The sequence below is a fragment of the Roseburia sp. AF02-12 genome (genome assembly GCF_003461765.1).
Taxonomy (GTDB): Bacteria; Bacillota; Clostridia; order Lachnospirales; family Lachnospiraceae; genus Roseburia_C; species Roseburia_C amylophila.
Genome location: NZ_QTXS01000001.1, coordinates 393428 through 410260, shown reverse-complemented (window position 1 = coordinate 410260; position 16833 = coordinate 393428). Strand labels below are relative to the sequence as shown.

Sequence of the window (16833 nt, the reverse complement as noted above, 5' to 3'; positions counted from 1 at the left end):
CAGCCTCCCATTAAAAACTAAAATACATAAACGGATTGTTCAGTCCATTTGCAATCTGATAAATACAAATCCATAATACAACAAACAAAATTGCTTTCATCCACCACTTCTTCCAGCATTTTTTTAATATCTTATCCATAAAAGGAAGTGATACCACAAATGCCAATAGGAAAAACACTCCATAGGTTCTGCCGTATTTCAGATAATCGCCTGCATTGACTGCGATTCCGGTTCCAAAGAACGGGAACAGTCTTGCAAAATATACTTTCAAATCAGATAACTTCGTAATTGCAAACACGACCCAGGTCAGAGGGATTACAAACCAGATGTAAAGGTGTGCCAGCCATCCATGTTTCTCTAAAAAATTTCTGATTACAAATCGTTCCAACGCAATAAATACAAATAAAATCAAGCCCCATAATGGAAAATTAATGGTAGAACCATGCCACATTCCGGTTACAACCCAGACAATCAGCAGATTGAAAAATGTCCACGCATTTCCCTTCCGGTTGCCTCCCAAGGGAATATATAAATAATCACGGAACCATCTTCCCAGTGTAATGTGCCACCGGCGGTAAAACTCAGACACTGTCCTGGAACGATACGGATGGTCAAAGTTCTTCGGCAAATCAAATCCAAGCATCTCTCCGATTCCGATTGCCATCAGGGAATATCCCTGGAAATCAAAGAATAACTGTGCAGAATAACCGAATGCTCCCATCCACGCTAACGGTGTGGAAATACTCTCAAAACCAATGCCCTGAATATCACGCCAGAGAATTGCCAGATGATTTGCAATAATTACTTTATATCCCAATCCTATGATAAAAAGAGTCAGACCATGTTCGATTTTCTCCAGACGGATTGGATGTTTCTTTAACTGCCCTGCCATATTGGCAAACTGGGCAATCGGTCCGGATATCAGCTTTGGGAACAAAAGGATATAAGTTCCATATTCCAGATAATCCCTCAACGCTGCAGTTTTCTTCTTATAGACATCCAGCACATAGGAAAGCATGGTAAAAGTATAAAAGCTGATTCCAAGCGGAAGCGACAATCTTGTATATTTAAATATACACAATAATCCGATATTATAGCAAAGCAAAATCACAAGCATGGTATTTCTGCTGCTCTTCCTTCTTATATGATCCATCAGTAATACCAGAATATAGTTCAGACTCATGGAAAACAGTAAAAGAAGTGCATCCTTCCAGCTTCCCATGGCATAAAATACCAGACTGCCAAAGAAAAGTACCGGATTTTTATACTTTACCGGTACCAGATAATATATAATAAGAAAAATCGGCAAAAACCGAAATAAAAATTCTAAGCTTGAAAATTCCATGATAACTCCATATCTTTCGTTTTATTTTACGCATCTCTTTTATTATATAAGAAATGCAAGTGATTTCAATGTGTTTTTCCGAAAAAGTTATTACATTTTCATTACGAAATATTTTTCTAATTTTCTCCATGCAACACTCTGTTCAAAAGGTCTGCCAGTGGAACCATGGCATTGCGTGCCTCCTCCTGCGTGTTGGTATAGGAACCCATTTCGATCAAAAGATATTTCTCTTTAAAATGCATATTATACCGGTATCCTTTTAAATAAATCGGGCGGGTAAGATTCGGATAATACTCTGCCGCTGCAATCTGCATCTGCAGGGAAAAAGCAAGATTCCCGGTAAGGTTTGGATTATTGAGATAAGAAATATCTCCCAGCGCTTTTGTCCGGCTCAGTCCGTTAAAGAACATAATCGGTGCCATCTGCACCCCGTTTACCTCCCGCACCATATGCTTATCCACTGCATCACGATGTAAATCTATTACCACTTCTATGCTCGGATTCTCTGCTAACAGCTGCTCAATGGGCCCCTCCGCATTGGCATAGGCGTGATCTCTGTCTCCCACATCATACTGTCCCATATGATGCATGACCTGAAATCCATATTTTTCCTGTAACAGGCTGGTAAGATATTCCCCTGTTCCCATAACGCCCGTCATTACATCATTTGGGTCGGAATCTGCAAACATTTCCTGGGAATGGGTATGGTAAATCAGAATCTGTGGCTGGTCTGCCGGCGTTTTTATGGTTAAATCCATATTTAACAATTCTTCTGCATTTAACTGACTGCTATTGATGGTTGTTGTATTGTCCACCTGATAAAAATTCTGAATCAGATAATCAAAATCATTTAATTTTTCTCTTGGAATCTCCACCAACGGCTGAGAACTGACTGCTGTATTATCCGGGGCTGCCGGCTGCTCTGCCGCTTCTGCTGCCGCATCTGCTCCTGCCTGCGCATTTTCCTGCTCCATTTCTGCCACTATGCAGTCCTGATTCTCTCTGCTGGCTGCCTCCGCCATCTGTCTGGCCTCTACTTCCGCTTCATCCTTTCCTTCCAGTGCAACAATCTCTTCTTCTGAAAGGCTGCTCTCAATTGTCGTTTCATAAGTCCTTATGGTATCTGCATATCCGATAAGTGGTATCTGGTCTGTCACTTTTTCCAGCAAAAAATCACTCAGTGTCTGTTCCTGCCTGCCCTCTGCCATATAGGCAACAGTCGGAATATACTGTCTGGTCATGGACATGGATATCTCATTTTGTATATAGGAAAAAAAACGTTTTGCCAGTGTTTCCCTTCCGGTTCCCGCTTTCACCATAAGAAAAAATGCATACAACAGAAAAAGTGCAATAGCAGACTGCCTGTACCATTTTTTTCGTTTCCTGACCAGTTCCGTTTTTCCCTGATATCTTTGCCCATAGACTCTCATGCTGCCAGCACCTCCTGTTCTGCCATAGCAAACACTATATTCTATGCAGCTTCTGTCCCTTTAGAACCGGGAGAATGCCAGATTCAGTCCCTCTGATATGGTATAGCTCAGCCTTTTTACCGCTTCATCAATATCTTTTGGGGTTACAAACATTGCATTCAAATGTGGAGATAAAAGTTCTCTTGCCAGCTCATGCTTTTCAATTTCATCCAGACCTGCCAGCCCATTTCCCACACTTTTTAGCTGCGCTGACTCCCGCATGGCTCCGATTAAGTCACTCATGGTATCTGAAACTATCGTTGCGGCATCTACTACGGTAGGAATTCCTATGGCAATTACCGGAATTCCCATGCTTTCTTTATTAATGGCGTGCCTGTGATTGCCCACACCGGAACCGGGATTGATTCCGGTATCCGTAATCTGGATGGTACGGTTCAGACGCTTCACGCTGCGGGCCGCCAGTGCATCCACCACAATTACAATATCCGGTTTCGTCTCTTCAATGACTCCCCGGACAATCTCTCCTGATTCCATGCCGGTCTGTGCCATTACGCCCGGCACAATTCCGCTTATCTGGCTCCTCACCTTATTTCCAAAGGCATATTGTCCATATTCCTTGATAATGTGCCTGGTAATCATCATATTATCTACTACATAAGGTCCTAATGCATCCGGTGTCACTTCCCGGTTACCAAGACCCACTACCAATATCTTGAGTTCTTCTTTTTTCCCCGGCAGCATGGTTTCAATCACTTTTGCCAGCTGCCCGGACACTTCTCTGTGATAATCCTCATCTTCTTCCATCATGTCCGAAGCCTCAATGGTAATATAGGTTCCCTTCGGTTTTTTCATTGCCTTTGCTCCGTTTTCTGTGTCAATGAACACTCTTGTAATCATGATTTCCGGTGAAATTCTCTCCTCATCTACCCGTACTCCCTTTACTTCAATATGATCTTCATCAAATTTTTCTCTCGTCTCTAATGCGAGGTCTGTTCTTATCTGAAACATAGCTTCACTTCCTGTAAACAATTTTTCCAAATAAATTTTCTTTATTATTTTTTACATTTTTTCTCCAAATATGTATTGACAGATGTAAATATGTGGGATAAACTATCATAGTATGTTTACATTAGAACGTCCGTGTCCGGCTTTAATGAAACAACCAAAAACAATAAAACAATCATATTGGAGGTGTACAGGTTGGCTAACATTAAATCTGCTAAGAAAAGAATTCTTGTAAATCAGACCAAAGCTGATAGAAACAAGGCTATTAGATCAAAAGTTAAAACATCTATTAAGAAAGTAGACGCTGCAATCGCTGCAAACGATAAAGAGGCTGCTGCTGCTGCATTAGTTGCTGCAACATCTGAAATCAACAAAGCTGCTACTAAGGGTGTTTATCACAAGAACACTTCTTCCAGAAAGATTTCACGCTTAAACAAAGCTGTGAACAAGATGGCATAATTGCCGGAAGAGCATAGATTATAAACGATTATAAAAAAGAACGTTTCGTACCGTCATTCGAAACGTTCTTTTTTTATGCACTGTATTTTACAATCAGAAGTTCTACGGCTAACTGGTCTGCCATTCTTCCCGTCTTGACATCCTCTTCTGCCTGTCCGCAGTCTTCAATTGCTTCCTTTAACTGATTTATTTTAAAAGCTCCTGCCTGCCGAAGATTCTTCTGCACTGCAAAGCTTGGCATCCCTGCAGTCTTTGCAATACTGACAGCAGGATATCCTTTTGCTGACATACTTTTTATCAAAAGCAGATTCTGGAACTGTCTTGCAATCAGGAATAAAATCCGCATGGGTGCTTCCTTTAATGCCAGTAAATCGTAATATAAGTCCAAAGCCTTCTTCTGATTCCTGGCAGAGATGGCATCAATCATTTCAAAGATTTTATTTTCCGTCTGTCCGGTACAGATTGCCTCTACATCTGCCGCAGAAATCTCTGTCTTATCCAATGTATAACAGATAAGCTTTTCTAATTCCTTATCAATATTTTCCATATCGGAACCGGTCTTTGACAGGAAAAGCTGCATCACGGACTGGGTAATTTTCTTCCCTTCCCGCTGGATTCTGCCCAGTATCCAGCGGACCAGCATATCTTCCTTCGGGGTCTCAAATTCTACGGCACTTCCAGCCCTGGATGCCGCTTTAAATAATTTGGAACGCTTATCCACTTCTTCTTCCACAAAAACAAAGCAGGTGGATTCCGGCACCTGGCTCATATATTCTGCCAGGTCATCACAGCTGTTTTTAAAGAAGCCACTGTTTTCCACCAGAATCATACGCTTTTCTTTAAAAAATGGCAGTGTCTCCGATAAATCAATCAGTTCCTTTGGATTAATATCCTTTCCCTCATATGCTGAAAAATTCATCGTATCATCCGGCTCTACCAGTGCATGTTTTAGCTTATCACGATACTGCCGTTTCAGATAGTCTTCCGTTCCATATAAAAGATATACGTTTTTTAATTGTCCCATTTTAATGTCATTATCTATTGTTTTCATAAAGGATATTATACTATATTTTTACTTCTTTATCAAAGCATACTTACCGAAAGCTTTGAATTGTGATCCTTCCCTTTTCCTCTTCCAGCGAAATCTGACCGCCTTCCATCGTATCAAAAATTTCTGCCGAAGCTTCTTTTAATCGATTTATGGTCTCCTGATGAGGGTGTCCATATCGGTTGTTTTCCCCACAGGAAATCAATGCCAGTTCCGGCGAAAGTGCTTTTAAAAATTTTTCTGTCGAGGAATACTTTGAGCCATGATGTCCTACTTTAAGAAAATCTACTTTCCACAACCGCTGCTTTTCTAAGAGCCAATTTTCTTCTGCTTCTCCGGCATCTCCGGTAAATATCCCGGAAATATATTTCGTCTGATAGAGCAATATCATGGATTTTCCATTCTCATCCTCTGCCTGATACTCTCCGTCCGGAAGGAGGCAGCTTATGGTATCCTCGCCACTTCTTATGCAATCTCCTTCTTTCATATATACGATGGGAATGTTTCTCCGCTCTGCCAGTGCACATATGCTCTGATAATTCTTTACATCCGGCTGTTTTCCAGGCAATATAATATTTTCAACAGAATACTCCGTCTCAAGAACTTCTAACAATCCGTTCACATGGTCTTCGTCATAATGGCTTATAAACCAATAATCTATCTTTGTGATTCCATTGCTTTTTAGAAATGGCAAAATCCGATACGTTCCCACCTTAGACACATCAGTGCTTCCGCCATCCAGAAAAAGATTGGTATCTTCCCCCAGTCGTACATAGATGCCATCTCCCTGCCCCACATCAAGAACTGCCATAAGATGATTACTCTTTACCGGACGAAGAACCAGAAGTAACACCACGCTTCCAATCAAAACAATCGGAAACTTTCTAAGGAGTATATTTGTATTTGTATTTGTATTTCTATTCCCATCTCTGTTTCCGCTTTTCTTTGTCCGGTTTTTTATCAGCAAGCAGGTGGCTGCAAGCATCAGATAATAGAATATGATGCGCTGTATCGGCCACTGTCCTACTATCTTCGTAGCTCCCGGGAGCCGGCTGCACCAGCTGACTCCAACATAAATTCCGTCCAGCAATAATTCCAACATCATGATTACCGGTCCCGCAAACAGCCTTCCTACAACAATTTTTCCCATACACATGAGCAATGTTGCAGTTATTCCATTTATTAAAACTACACTTAACAAAGAAACTATCAGTAGATTCAGAAGCAAAGCATAGACCGGCACTTCATAATAATAGTATGCCACCAGTGGAAGTGTTGTAAGTTGAACGGAAAGCGAAACTAAAAAGTTCTGCCGGATTTGCCGTTTCCATATTTCCCGTATTTTATTTGCCGCCTTATCGCCTGTTTTCCGTTCCTGTGTTTGCTGTTTTTGCTCCCTTGGAAACAACTGTTCAATACATTTTGCCACTACTACCACACCAAGAATTGCAGCTACCGAAAACTGGAGTCCTGCATTTTCAACCAGATACGGGTTTTTCCATAAAAGCACCAGCACTGCCACAGAAAGAGCGGTTCTGCTATCATAGCTTCGCCCGGACAGCTTGGCTGCCATAAGAAGTGCAAACATAATCCATGCCCGGATAGCAGATATTCCCATCCCGGTCATTTTCACATAACAGAACAAAAATACAACCGCTGCCGTACAGGCACAAAGAGAATTTCCTTTTTTTCTAAGAAGTCCATAACAGAACAGTCCAATGCAGGAAATATGCATTCCACTGATTACCAGCACATGGCTGGCTCCTGCCTGTTGAAAGACTGTTGAAACCTCCTTTTCCAAAAGTTCTTTATCTCCTAAAAGCATTGTTCCAAGAATCCCAGCATTTCTTTCCGATAAATTATTTATATAATCTTCTTTTAACTTTTCTTCTATCATAAATAATTTCTCTGCCAGTACATCTTCTCTTCCATATTCCCCACAAATCCTTTCGGCATCAAAATGATAATCCATATTCAGACTGTGATAATATTGAAATTCATCATAATTACCATCATTGGCAGCGCGATTCAGTTGTCGGATATTTCCTTCTAATACAATGGTTGTTCCAATACGACACGATTGGTCAGATGGTTCTTGCTTCAGTCGAACCAGGACAGAATTGGTTTTATAGGTTTTATCTCCAATCCGTAAGAAAACATGATTAAGATATAATCTTGTCTGATTGTTTTTTCGTTCTTTTTTCTCTATCTTCCCCTGTAAAATTGTCTTTTCATTTTCCGTCTGCCAGCCTCTGGAAGCATCTGTTTCTACAAAAAGGCTGGTCTCCTGCTCTTTTAAAATCGTCTCAATGGTATAGCTTTGCTGCTGCATATACCAGATTCTTGCAATTCCCAGCAGAAAAAATCCTATTCCAAGTACTGCTGTAAACCGGTATACCCTCCGTTTTCTTTGCCGCAGGGCATACAGCAGATACATCTGACACCCTGCCACAAAGCTGATAAAGATAACTTTTATGACCGTCGGAACAGACAGGCAGACAATAATACCACACAGGAACAATATCGTTCCATAGCATAAGGGGCGTTTTATAATTTCGATATAACCCCTCCTAAATATTTTTCTAAGATGTTTCTTCTTAATATGCTGCTTATAAGATATGTTACTTATAAGATACTTCTTCTTAAGACCTTCTACTAAGGTGTCTCTTCTGTTTGTGCTTCTGTAGATACCGTCTCGTTCTCATCTGCACTTACCACATAGTCAAGGTTCCGTTCATAAAGCTGGTCTAATGCAAAACTATCCCGGTAAACACCGCTGGTCTTTCCGTTTACAGAAATCTGCACCTTACTGATGGTTGAAATCTCCGATAAAGAGTCTACAATAGAATAAATGACAATTGGCTCCTGTATTTCATAATTCTGATTCAGGAACGCCTCATCTAATGTAACATAGCAGGTTCCATTGGTTGTCGTAACATTGACAAGATTTGTTCCTTCCGGAAGTGGTGCTTTCAAATTCTTATCATCCGGTCCCTTTAAAAGATTCTCCATAATCAGTTTTTCCAAGGAAATGTTACTGCTGTACTGTACTTCTTTTTCGCATTCTACCAGTCCGTTTCCATCAGCATTTGCATAATATAAATGTAATGTTGTTGTCTGAATGGAATTAATCTGTTTTCCCGGATTCTCAACAAAGCTTTCTTCTGTCATCAGTCCGATTACATTATCCCGGCTGTCTGCCAACGGTGCATCTCCCACATAAAAAGATACATATTTTACATCCGGAAGCTGTACCAGTGTCTTTACCACTGCTGCCCGGCACAACACCTCATCCGTAGACTGCATTTTGGAATAATTATCATTAAAGTAAAGGAACAGCTGATTGCTTTCCAGTGACCAGTCTGTAATTGTAACATCACCAGGAACCGGTTTCTGATACTCCACACTATCCGTATTGGTGCACAACGCATCTAAAAGAGTGGCTATCATGTCCTCTGTCTTGCCCTCTTTTAAATCATATGGCTGCTCTACCACTTTTGTTTTTTCTTTATTCAGATAATAAATATGATACGCCGGGTCATCTGTCTCCTGTCTGCCACACCCTGTGAACAGCGATACCAGAAAGATAAAACTCAGCCATCCTGCAATTTTCTTCATGCCAGACCTCCTAGGCAATGTAATTCAGCGGAATCCGCACAGTAAAGAGCGTTCCCTCACCCTCTGTACTAAATACCTTAATTGCACCACGGTGCATTAATATTGCATTTCTTGTAATGGCAAGTCCCAGTCCGGTTCCACCTATTTCTCTGGAATGGGACTTGTCTACGCGGTAGAATCTTTCATAAATATGCTCTAAGGAATCCTCCGGAATACCGATGCCGGAATCCTCTACCTTAAGATAGAAATACTGATAATCTGCATTCAAGGACACATGTACCCAACCGTCTTCCTTATTGTATTTGATTGCATTTTCCACCAGATTGGTAATGGCAAGCGTCAGCTTTACCTCATCAATTTCCGCTGTAACAGGCCGGAAGCTTTCCAACACTAGATCTACATGCTGTTTTTCCGCAATCGGTTTTAATCTCTTTAAAATTAAATCCAGCATCTCATTGATGTTAACTGACGTGATATTCAAATCTGATGCAGACTTGTCCATCTTAACCAGCGAGAGCAAATCATTGATAATTTTATTTTCACGTTCAATTTCATTTCCAATGTCTAACATAAATTCACGATACAGTTCTACCGGAACATCTTCCTGTCCATTCAGTGAGTCTGCCAGTACCTTCATAGAAGTAAGCGGTGTTTTCAGCTCATGGGACACATTGGACACAAATTCCTGTCTGGAGTCATCCAGCATCTTCATTCTGCTATAAAGTTTATTAAATTTTTCCGAAATCTGAACTGTTTCAGAATAATCCTTAATCATCAGCTCCCCATCACTGGTTCCATATCCATTCTGAATCTCAGCAATAGAGGATGCCATATTCTTCAACGGGTTTGTCAGACGAACGGATAAAAATACGCTGACTGCAAACAGTAAAACTGCCCCGAAAATCTGAAGCACTAATGCAGCATTTCTCATATATTCCAGATTGGCAAGAATACTATCTGTCGAAACACTGATAAGAAGCACTCCGATAATACTCTTCTCCCCTGACTCTACGTTATCTGTAGTCAGCGGAATAGTCATTTCCACATAATGATTATCCACATCATAATTCATAGAATCCTCACCGCGGAATGACTTTATGACTTCTTCTGAAATAATTGTTTTATCGGTATCCAGATCATAAGTATCTTTTATAATATGAAAAGAAGAATCTATCAGAAGAATTCTTCCATCATAAATACGTGACATCTGCTGCAACTGTGAAGTGATGCTTTCCGACTCCGCTCCATTGATATAATCTGTGGAGACCATCTGGTTTGCAAGAATCTTTGCCTGACCAATTACATCTACACTCCGGTTAGAAACCGCATGTTTCTCATACGCAGTTAAAATTCCGGTCCGGATTAAAATTCCGGTCAAAATACCAATCAGCATAAAAAGACAAATCAGCCGGAATTTCATGCTTTTCAAAAAATTGCGAATACCTTTTTTTCTATTCATAAGTCTGTACCTTCATCCTCTGCTATATCGCTGTTATTTCTGATAGAAATAACCTACACCCCATTTCGTATGCACATATTTTGGCTCACTCGGATTCGGTTCAATCTTCTCACGCAGTCTACGCACATGAACATCCACCGTTCTGACATCGCCCGGATATTCATAACCCCATACCAGATTCAGCAGATTCTCACGGCTGTATACCTTATTCGGATTCATAACAAGAAGCTCTAACAAGTCAAATTCCTTGGCTGTCAGATTAATCTCTCTTCCCTGGACAAACAGTCTGCGGCTCTCACAGTCTAATTTTAAATCGCCGCTCTCTATCACTTTGGAATTTTCTTCCTTCGGTTCACTGGCAGCAGTTCTTCGCATAATTGCTTTGATTCTGGCTTTCACCTCAAGAATATTAAACGGCTTGGTGATATAATCATCTGCACCATATTCCAGTCCTAAGATTTTATCCATATCATCGCCTTTTGCTGTCAGCATGACGATTGGCATATTAGAAAACTCCCGGATTGCCTGACACACTTCAAATCCATCCATCTTCGGAAGCATGATATCCAGTAAAATCATATCAAACTTATTCTCCTGTGCCAGATGCAGTGCCTCTTCACCATCATACGCACAGGTTACTTCCATTCCATCCTGTTCCAATGAAAAACGGATTCCTTTCACTATTAATTTTTCGTCGTCCACAACCAGAACTTTTTTTGCCATTTTACACCTCAGTTAACCATTATATTATCTTTTATTTTTTCAAAAACGCCATTTTTAATTCCGGGAATATTCATTAAATCTTCAATGGTCTGAAATGCGCCATTCTTTTCCCGGTAAGAAATAATTGTCTCAGCTTTTGATTCTCCAATTCCGGAAAGTGTCATAAGCTGTTCCTTTGATGCAGTATTCAGATTGATTCTGCCATCCTCCGGCTCTGCTGCCGAATCAGCACTCCCTGTCTGCTGCAAAAGGTAAGTTTCCTGATCCGGCACCTTTATCATCTGTCCGTCAACAACCGGTTCTGCCTGATTGAGTGCCTCTTTTGCTGCAGCATCCTTTAAGCCTCCTGCCAGTTCTAATACATCGCAGACCCTGGCTCCTTCTGCCACTTCATATACCCCCGGGTGCACTACCTCACCACAGACATATACATAACAAGAAGCCGGCGGGCATAAGACAGCTTCTGTAACCTCTTCACTCTCCATTTGCGTATCCGGCTCAAAATATACGGTATCTTCTTTTCCACATGCCGTATATATAATCCCACAATATAAAGCCAGAGCTAATAACCCGACTTTTTTCATCCGTATCACTCCCTTACATAAATTCTGTTATGCAAGAAAGTCCCCTAATGCTTACTGTTTTCTATTTTAACGAAAATTTGCCCTTTATACAAGTAGTATTTTCAAATTATTCCTGTGGCAGGCTTCCACCATTCCACAATGCCTTCATCTGCCTTGTAAATTCTGACCAGAACTCACCTGCATTTGCAGCATCCGCTACCAGCTGGCTGTTCTGATACTGCATAAAAGCTGCCTGTTCTGCTTCATCCCGGCTGGCACCTTCATCTGTAGAAATATGACCAGTCATTGCATGCAGGGTATCCACTTCTTCTTTTTCTATAAAAGCAGCAAAATCAGACGCCATATCTTTTTCCCCCGAAAATTCATTTACCAAAAGGATCCCCGTTCTGGCAACCCCCTGCATCGGTGTGGTATCGTCTAACATCGGCAGCCCGCAAACGCCATAATTTTCTGCTGTCATCTTATTTAAATCATCAGAATCAATGATTGCACACAAAGATGCTCCCTGATTAAAATTCTCCACCACCTGATTTCTGTCAATTTCATCCGTATCAATCCCCACAGTTTCTGAAAGGTTTTTAAAGAAAGTTAATTCATCATTATATTTTTCTCCATATGTCGTCAAAAGGGTATAGTCCGTCTCATTCCATTCCACTTCAGTCCCCACAAATGGATAATCATAAAATCCATCTGCCACATTCCATTCCAGCAGATTTCCTACACCTTCTCCTAAAAGGTTATTCTGTCCATAGTCTAAAATTTCCGAAATACTCTCCGGTGCTTCCAGGAAATTCTCTTTCTGATATACCATCACCAGTGTATCAAAAAACAATGGGTATTCTTCTTCCGTTGCAACACCATATAAATACGCCTTGTCTTTTGCATCATTCCAGGCAAGATACAAATCCGGATAGTCTTCTTCCGTCATCGTTGCATCATAAATCTGTTCAAGGTAAGATTCCTCATCTACATAACGGATCCCCACTGCGATACCGGTTTTGGCATAATAATCCACTGCACACTGTTCAAAATAATTCCTGCAGTCTGCATCGCTGTACCAAAAGGATAGCTCCTTTTGTGCTGCTTCATATGCTTCTTTTGTTTCCTGCTCAGATGTTATCTGCTCTTTTCTATCTGTTTTTAACTCTGTTTTGCCAGTTTCTTTGCTGCTGTAAAATGCAGCCGCTGACAGCAGGATAACTCCCACTGCCAGCGTTGTTGTTTCTATAATTTCCTTTGTTTTCTTTTTCATATACCCTGCCTATATACGATCCAGTACTTTTTTCAATTTCGATATCATTTCATCCACATGCTCTTTTTCAATCACAAGCGGCGGCACCATACGGATTACATCTGCGCCAGCGGTTATAATAATTAAGCCTTCTTTTAACGCATCTGTTGCGATGCTTCCAACCGGTTTTGTGCTTACGAGTCCCTGCATCAGTCCCATGCCACGGCGGGCTGTAATAAAATCATATTCTTCTACCAGCTTATCCAGTTCTGTCTCCAGATACTGTGCGATTTCTTTTACATGGTCTGTAAGCTTTAATTCTTCAAATAAGTCCATTACCTTACTGACCGCTGCTCCGACAAACGGATTACCTCCATATGTGGTTCCATGGTCACCCGGTGCCAAGGATTTCTCTGCCACATGTTCTGTCATGGCAAAAGCTCCTACCGGGACACCACATCCCAATGCCTTGGCACTGGTCATAATATCCGGTTTAATCCCATAATGCTGCCATGCAAACATTTCTCCGGTTCTTCCCATTCCACACTGGATTTCATCTAAAATAAGAAGAATATCTTTTTCTTTGCAGAGTGCAGAAATCTCTTTCATAAAGGATTCCTCTGCCGGATAAATACCGCCTTCTCCCTGCACGGTTTCAAAGATAATGGCACATGTTTTTTCCGTTACCTGTGCTTTCACACTTTCAATATCATTAAAATCTGCAAATTTCACACCACCACAGAGTGGCTCAAATGGTTCTCTGTAATGGGCATTTCCGGTTACGGATAATGCACCCAGGGTTCTTCCATGGAAGGAATGGTTCATGGCTATAATCTCATGGTCTGCATGACCATCTCTGGTATAGGCATATTTTTTTGCTGCCTTAATTGCTCCCTCAATGGCTTCTGCTCCACTGTTGGTGAAGAAAACCCTGTCCATTTTGGAAACTTTTAAGAATTTCTCTGCAGCTTCCATAATCGGGACATTATAATAAAGATTTGAAGTATGTGTAATTTTATCAATCTGGTCTTTCAATGCCTGCTTATACGCTTCATTGCTGTATCCTAACGCTTCTACCGCAATACCTGCCGCAAAATCAAGATACTTCTTTCCATCGGTATCATAAAGATATACGCCCTCACCATGATCTAATACCAGAGGGAAACGATTATAAGTATGTAATAATGCTTTATCTTCACAATCCATATATTCCTGTTTATTCATGATAAAACTTTTCCTCCGCATCTCCTAAAATTGCTGTTCCGATTCCTCGGTTTGTAAAGATTTCCAGTAACAGACAATGTGCAATTCTACCATCTAAGATATGTACTCTGGACACACCATTTTCAATGGCATCGATACAGTTATTTAATTTTGGAAGCATTCCGCCGCCAATATAACCATCTTCAATCAGCTTGTGTGCATCTGAAATCTTAAGTTCGGAAATCAGTGTAGATTTATCATCCGGATCTTTGTATACACCTTCAATATCTGTAAGGAATGCAAGCTTTTCTGCCTGTACGGCACGGGCAATTGCACACGCTGCATCGTCCGCATTGATATTGTAAGTATCATAATTATCATCAAGACCTACCGGGCAGATAATCGGCAGGAAATCTTTTTCGAGAAGATCATATAAAATCTTTGGATTTACTTCCTTAACTTCACCCACATACCCGATATCCTGTCCATTGGATAATTTCTTATTTACCTTCAGCAGTCCACCATCTTTACCGCTGATACCTACTGCGTTCACGCCAAGCTTTTCTACCATCTGAACCAGTGATTTATTGACTTTTCCAAGAACCATCTCTGCAATTTCCATGGTAGGTGCATCGGTTTTACGAAGTCCATTGATAAATTCCGGCTCCATTCCGGCTTTTGCAACCCATTTGCTGATTTCCTTACCGCCACCATGAACGATAATCGGTTTGAAACCAACCAGTTTTAAAAGAGTTACATCCTGGATAACGCTCTGCTTTAACTCTTCATCTACCATTGCACTTCCGCCGTATTTTACTACGATAATTTTGCGGTTGAAACGCTGGATATATGGCAATGCCTCAATTAATACCTCAGCTTTTTTCAATATTTCCTGCATACTGTTTTCTTCCATCTGACCAATCCTCTTTCCTTTTCTTAAAAAATCTTTTTTCATATATTTTTTCAATCAAATCTTTTTTAAGAACGATAATCTGCATTTATTTTAATATAATCATAGGTCAAATCACAGCCCCATGCTGTTGCACAGGCTTCACCCATCTTCATATCTGCAATGGCAGTTACTTCTTTTTCAGATAAAATCTTAGTTGCCTCTTCCTCGGAATAATCTACGGCAACACCATCTTTGATAATCATCAGCTTGCCGGCTGCACTTTCAAAGTAAAGGTCAACCTGCTCCGGATCAAATTCCACGCCGGAATAGCCCAATGCACATAGGATTCTTCCCCAGTTAGCATCATGTCCAAAGATTGCAGCCTTGGTAAGGCTTGATGTTACTACGGATTTGCTTAAGATAACCGCATCTTCTTTGGATGCCGCATGCACTACTTTTACTTCAAATAAAGCAGTTGCGCCTTCGCCATCTCCTGCCATCATCTTAGCCAGTGCTTCATTGACATAATAAAGTGCTTCACAGAATATTTCGTAATCTTCATTCTTCTCTTTGATTTTTTCATTGCCTGCAAGGCCATTTGCCAGTACCAGGCAGGTGTCGTTGGTGGAAGTATCTCCATCTACGGAAATCATGTTATAAGTATCTGTTACGGTACTGCTCAGTGCTTCCTGCAACATTTCTTTTGAAATTGCCGCATCTGTTGTGATAAAGCTTAACATGGTACACATATTCGGATGAATCATGCCAGAGCCTTTACACATTCCACCGATGGTAACCTTCTTACCGGAAAGCTCTACCTCCACTGCAGCCTCTTTCTCATGGGTATCTGTTGTCATAATGGCAAGTGCTGCATTATGTCCACTAGTTAAATCACCACTTAATTTTTTACTCATCTGTTCCACACCGGCACAGATACGGTCAATCGGAAGCTGCTTTCCAATTACTCCTGTGGATGCCACAAGAACTGCATCCTCCGGAATATCCATTAACTCTGAAGTTTTCTTTGCGGTATCTTTGCAATATCCTAATCCTTCTGTTCCGGTACATGCATTGGCAATTCCGGCATTTACTACAACTGCCTGTGCAAATGCACTGTTCTTTACAATGTCCTTATCCCATTTTACCGGTGCTGCCTTTACGACATTCGTGGTAAATGTTCCGGCAACTGCACATGGCTCTGTGGAATAAATCATTGCCATATCTGTTCTGTCTTTATACTTAATACCTGCTGCTGTGGATGCAGCCTGAAAACCTTCTGCTGCGGTAACGCCGCCTTCTACTTTTTTCATAATATGCCTCCTGTCCTGCTTTCCTCTGTCTTTTATCTTAAGCTGTCTGCTTTCCAAATTTATTTATGGATTAAATACAGTTACATTTTCTGGATTCAAATCAAATTCATAATAATTCATATCCTTCCGGAATGTCCAGCCCATATTCTTCCAGAATCCATTGCCCAGCTCATTACTGGTAAATGCCACCAGATTTACTTTGTTGATGCCCTCTTTTTTCAATGCTTCCATTGCCATCATTGCCATTGCTTTTCCAATACCATGTTTCCGGTAATCCTCATGGACGCATACATGATAAAAGCATCCTCTTCTTCCATCCTGTCCGCAAAGAATAGCTCCTACGATTTTTCCATCCATACATGCCACAATACTGGTGTCCGGATTTCTTCGGATAAAACGTTTCACATTTTCTTCCGAATCATCAATGCTCCGGATGCCAAATCCATGAATGCTCATCCAGAGTGCATGGACTTCATTAAAATCGTCTTCTTTCATTGTTCTTAATATATATGTAGCTTCTGCCATA

The 16833-nt window shown here is 40.8% G+C and carries 15 protein-coding genes; 1 reads left to right on the top strand and 14 read right to left on the bottom strand.

Going from position 1 to position 16833, the window contains the following annotated elements:
• Positions 1 to 10: 10 nt before the first annotated feature.
• The 3 genes from DV740_RS01915 to gpr all read right to left on the bottom strand — a co-directional run bounded on the left by DV740_RS01915 (position 11) and on the right by gpr (position 3783).
• Positions 11 to 1345, bottom strand: a complete 1335-nt coding sequence (locus tag DV740_RS01915) for an MBOAT family O-acyltransferase (protein ID WP_117840938.1) — start codon at positions 1343 to 1345, stop codon at positions 11 to 13.
• 116 nt (positions 1346 to 1461) lie between these two features.
• A complete protein-coding gene (locus DV740_RS01910) occupies positions 1462 to 2775 on the bottom strand; it encodes a stage II sporulation protein P (RefSeq protein ID WP_242994194.1) in 1314 nt (437 codons plus the stop codon).
• Between the two features lie 60 nt (positions 2776 to 2835).
• On the bottom strand, positions 2836 to 3783 hold the full coding sequence (gpr, locus tag DV740_RS01905) for a GPR endopeptidase (protein ID WP_117840937.1): 948 nt from the start codon (positions 3781 to 3783) through the stop codon (positions 2836 to 2838).
• 192 nt (positions 3784 to 3975) lie between these two features.
• On the opposite strand from gpr, the gene rpsT reads away from it, so the two are divergent.
• Positions 3976 to 4239, top strand: a complete 264-nt coding sequence (gene rpsT / locus DV740_RS01900; protein ID WP_022243092.1) for a 30S ribosomal protein S20 — start codon at positions 3976 to 3978, stop codon at positions 4237 to 4239.
• 73 nt (positions 4240 to 4312) lie between these two features.
• Here rpsT and holA read toward each other — a convergent pair whose 3' ends face one another.
• The 11 genes from holA to DV740_RS01845 all read right to left on the bottom strand — a co-directional run bounded on the left by holA (position 4313) and on the right by DV740_RS01845 (position 16832).
• Positions 4313 to 5290 carry a DNA polymerase III subunit delta gene (holA, locus tag DV740_RS01895; protein WP_117840936.1) on the bottom strand — a complete coding sequence of 326 codons (978 nt, stop codon included), beginning with the start codon at positions 5288 to 5290 and terminating at the stop codon, positions 4313 to 4315.
• Between the two features lie 43 nt (positions 5291 to 5333).
• Complete coding sequence (locus DV740_RS01890; protein ID WP_278336390.1) at positions 5334 to 7739, bottom strand: DNA internalization-related competence protein ComEC/Rec2; 2406 nt, start codon at positions 7737 to 7739, stop codon at positions 5334 to 5336.
• Between the two features lie 203 nt (positions 7740 to 7942).
• Positions 7943 to 8905 (bottom strand): GerMN domain-containing protein, encoded by a 963-nt coding sequence (locus tag DV740_RS01885; protein WP_118087370.1) that lies wholly within the window; start codon positions 8903 to 8905, stop codon positions 7943 to 7945.
• A 10-nt stretch (positions 8906 to 8915) separates the two neighbouring features.
• The gene (locus DV740_RS01880; RefSeq protein WP_022243096.1) at positions 8916 to 10364 is read right to left on the bottom strand and encodes a sensor histidine kinase; all 1449 of its coding nucleotides are present in this window, start codon (positions 10362 to 10364) and stop codon (positions 8916 to 8918) included.
• A gap of 33 nt (positions 10365 to 10397) precedes the next feature.
• Positions 10398 to 11087 (bottom strand): response regulator transcription factor, encoded by a 690-nt coding sequence (locus DV740_RS01875; protein WP_022243097.1) that lies wholly within the window; start codon positions 11085 to 11087, stop codon positions 10398 to 10400.
• A gap of 8 nt (positions 11088 to 11095) precedes the next feature.
• Positions 11096 to 11671 (bottom strand): ComEA family DNA-binding protein, encoded by a 576-nt coding sequence (locus tag DV740_RS01870; RefSeq protein ID WP_022243098.1) that lies wholly within the window; start codon positions 11669 to 11671, stop codon positions 11096 to 11098.
• A gap of 106 nt (positions 11672 to 11777) precedes the next feature.
• Positions 11778 to 12923, bottom strand: coding sequence for a hypothetical protein (locus DV740_RS01865; protein ID WP_118087369.1), 1146 nt, complete (start codon positions 12921 to 12923; stop codon positions 11778 to 11780).
• A gap of 9 nt (positions 12924 to 12932) precedes the next feature.
• Complete coding sequence (locus DV740_RS01860; protein ID WP_118087368.1) at positions 12933 to 14126, bottom strand: aspartate aminotransferase family protein; 1194 nt, start codon at positions 14124 to 14126, stop codon at positions 12933 to 12935.
• The gene (gene argB / locus DV740_RS01855) at positions 14119 to 15018 is read right to left on the bottom strand and encodes an acetylglutamate kinase (RefSeq protein WP_022243101.1); all 900 of its coding nucleotides are present in this window, start codon (positions 15016 to 15018) and stop codon (positions 14119 to 14121) included. The genes DV740_RS01860 and argB overlap by 8 nt, the downstream gene beginning before the upstream one ends.
• Positions 15019 to 15083: 65 nt before the next feature.
• The gene (gene argJ, locus DV740_RS01850) at positions 15084 to 16307 is read right to left on the bottom strand and encodes a bifunctional glutamate N-acetyltransferase/amino-acid acetyltransferase ArgJ (protein WP_117947635.1); all 1224 of its coding nucleotides are present in this window, start codon (positions 16305 to 16307) and stop codon (positions 15084 to 15086) included.
• 63 nt (positions 16308 to 16370) lie between these two features.
• Positions 16371 to 16832 carry a GNAT family N-acetyltransferase gene (locus DV740_RS01845; protein WP_117696967.1) on the bottom strand — a complete coding sequence of 154 codons (462 nt, stop codon included), beginning with the start codon at positions 16830 to 16832 and terminating at the stop codon, positions 16371 to 16373.
• Position 16833 lies beyond the last annotated feature (1 nt).

Coding starts and splice junctions, on each gene's coding strand:
- DV740_RS01915 (WP_117840938.1), bottom strand. CDS start 1,345: ATGGAATTTTCAAGCTTAGAATTTTTATTTCGGTTTTTGCCGATTTTT.
- DV740_RS01910 (WP_242994194.1), bottom strand. CDS start 2,775: ATGAGAGTCTATGGGCAAAGATATCAGGGAAAAACGGAACTGGTCAGG.
- gpr (WP_117840937.1), bottom strand. CDS start 3,783: ATGTTTCAGATAAGAACAGACCTCGCATTAGAGACGAGAGAAAAATTT.
- holA (WP_117840936.1), bottom strand. CDS start 5,290: ATGAAAACAATAGATAATGACATTAAAATGGGACAATTAAAAAACGTA.
- DV740_RS01885 (WP_118087370.1), bottom strand. CDS start 8,905: ATGAAGAAAATTGCAGGATGGCTGAGTTTTATCTTTCTGGTATCGCTG.
- DV740_RS01880 (WP_022243096.1), bottom strand. CDS start 10,364: ATGAATAGAAAAAAAGGTATTCGCAATTTTTTGAAAAGCATGAAATTC.
- DV740_RS01875 (WP_022243097.1), bottom strand. CDS start 11,087: ATGGCAAAAAAAGTTCTGGTTGTGGACGACGAAAAATTAATAGTGAAA.
- DV740_RS01870 (WP_022243098.1), bottom strand. CDS start 11,671: ATGAAAAAAGTCGGGTTATTAGCTCTGGCTTTATATTGTGGGATTATA.
- DV740_RS01865 (WP_118087369.1), bottom strand. CDS start 12,923: ATGAAAAAGAAAACAAAGGAAATTATAGAAACAACAACGCTGGCAGTG.
- DV740_RS01860 (WP_118087368.1), bottom strand. CDS start 14,126: ATGAATAAACAGGAATATATGGATTGTGAAGATAAAGCATTATTACAT.
- argB (WP_022243101.1), bottom strand. CDS start 15,018: ATGGAAGAAAACAGTATGCAGGAAATATTGAAAAAAGCTGAGGTATTA.
- argJ (WP_117947635.1), bottom strand. CDS start 16,307: ATGAAAAAAGTAGAAGGCGGCGTTACCGCAGCAGAAGGTTTTCAGGCT.
- DV740_RS01845 (WP_117696967.1), bottom strand. CDS start 16,832: ATGGCAGAAGCTACATATATATTAAGAACAATGAAAGAAGACGATTTT.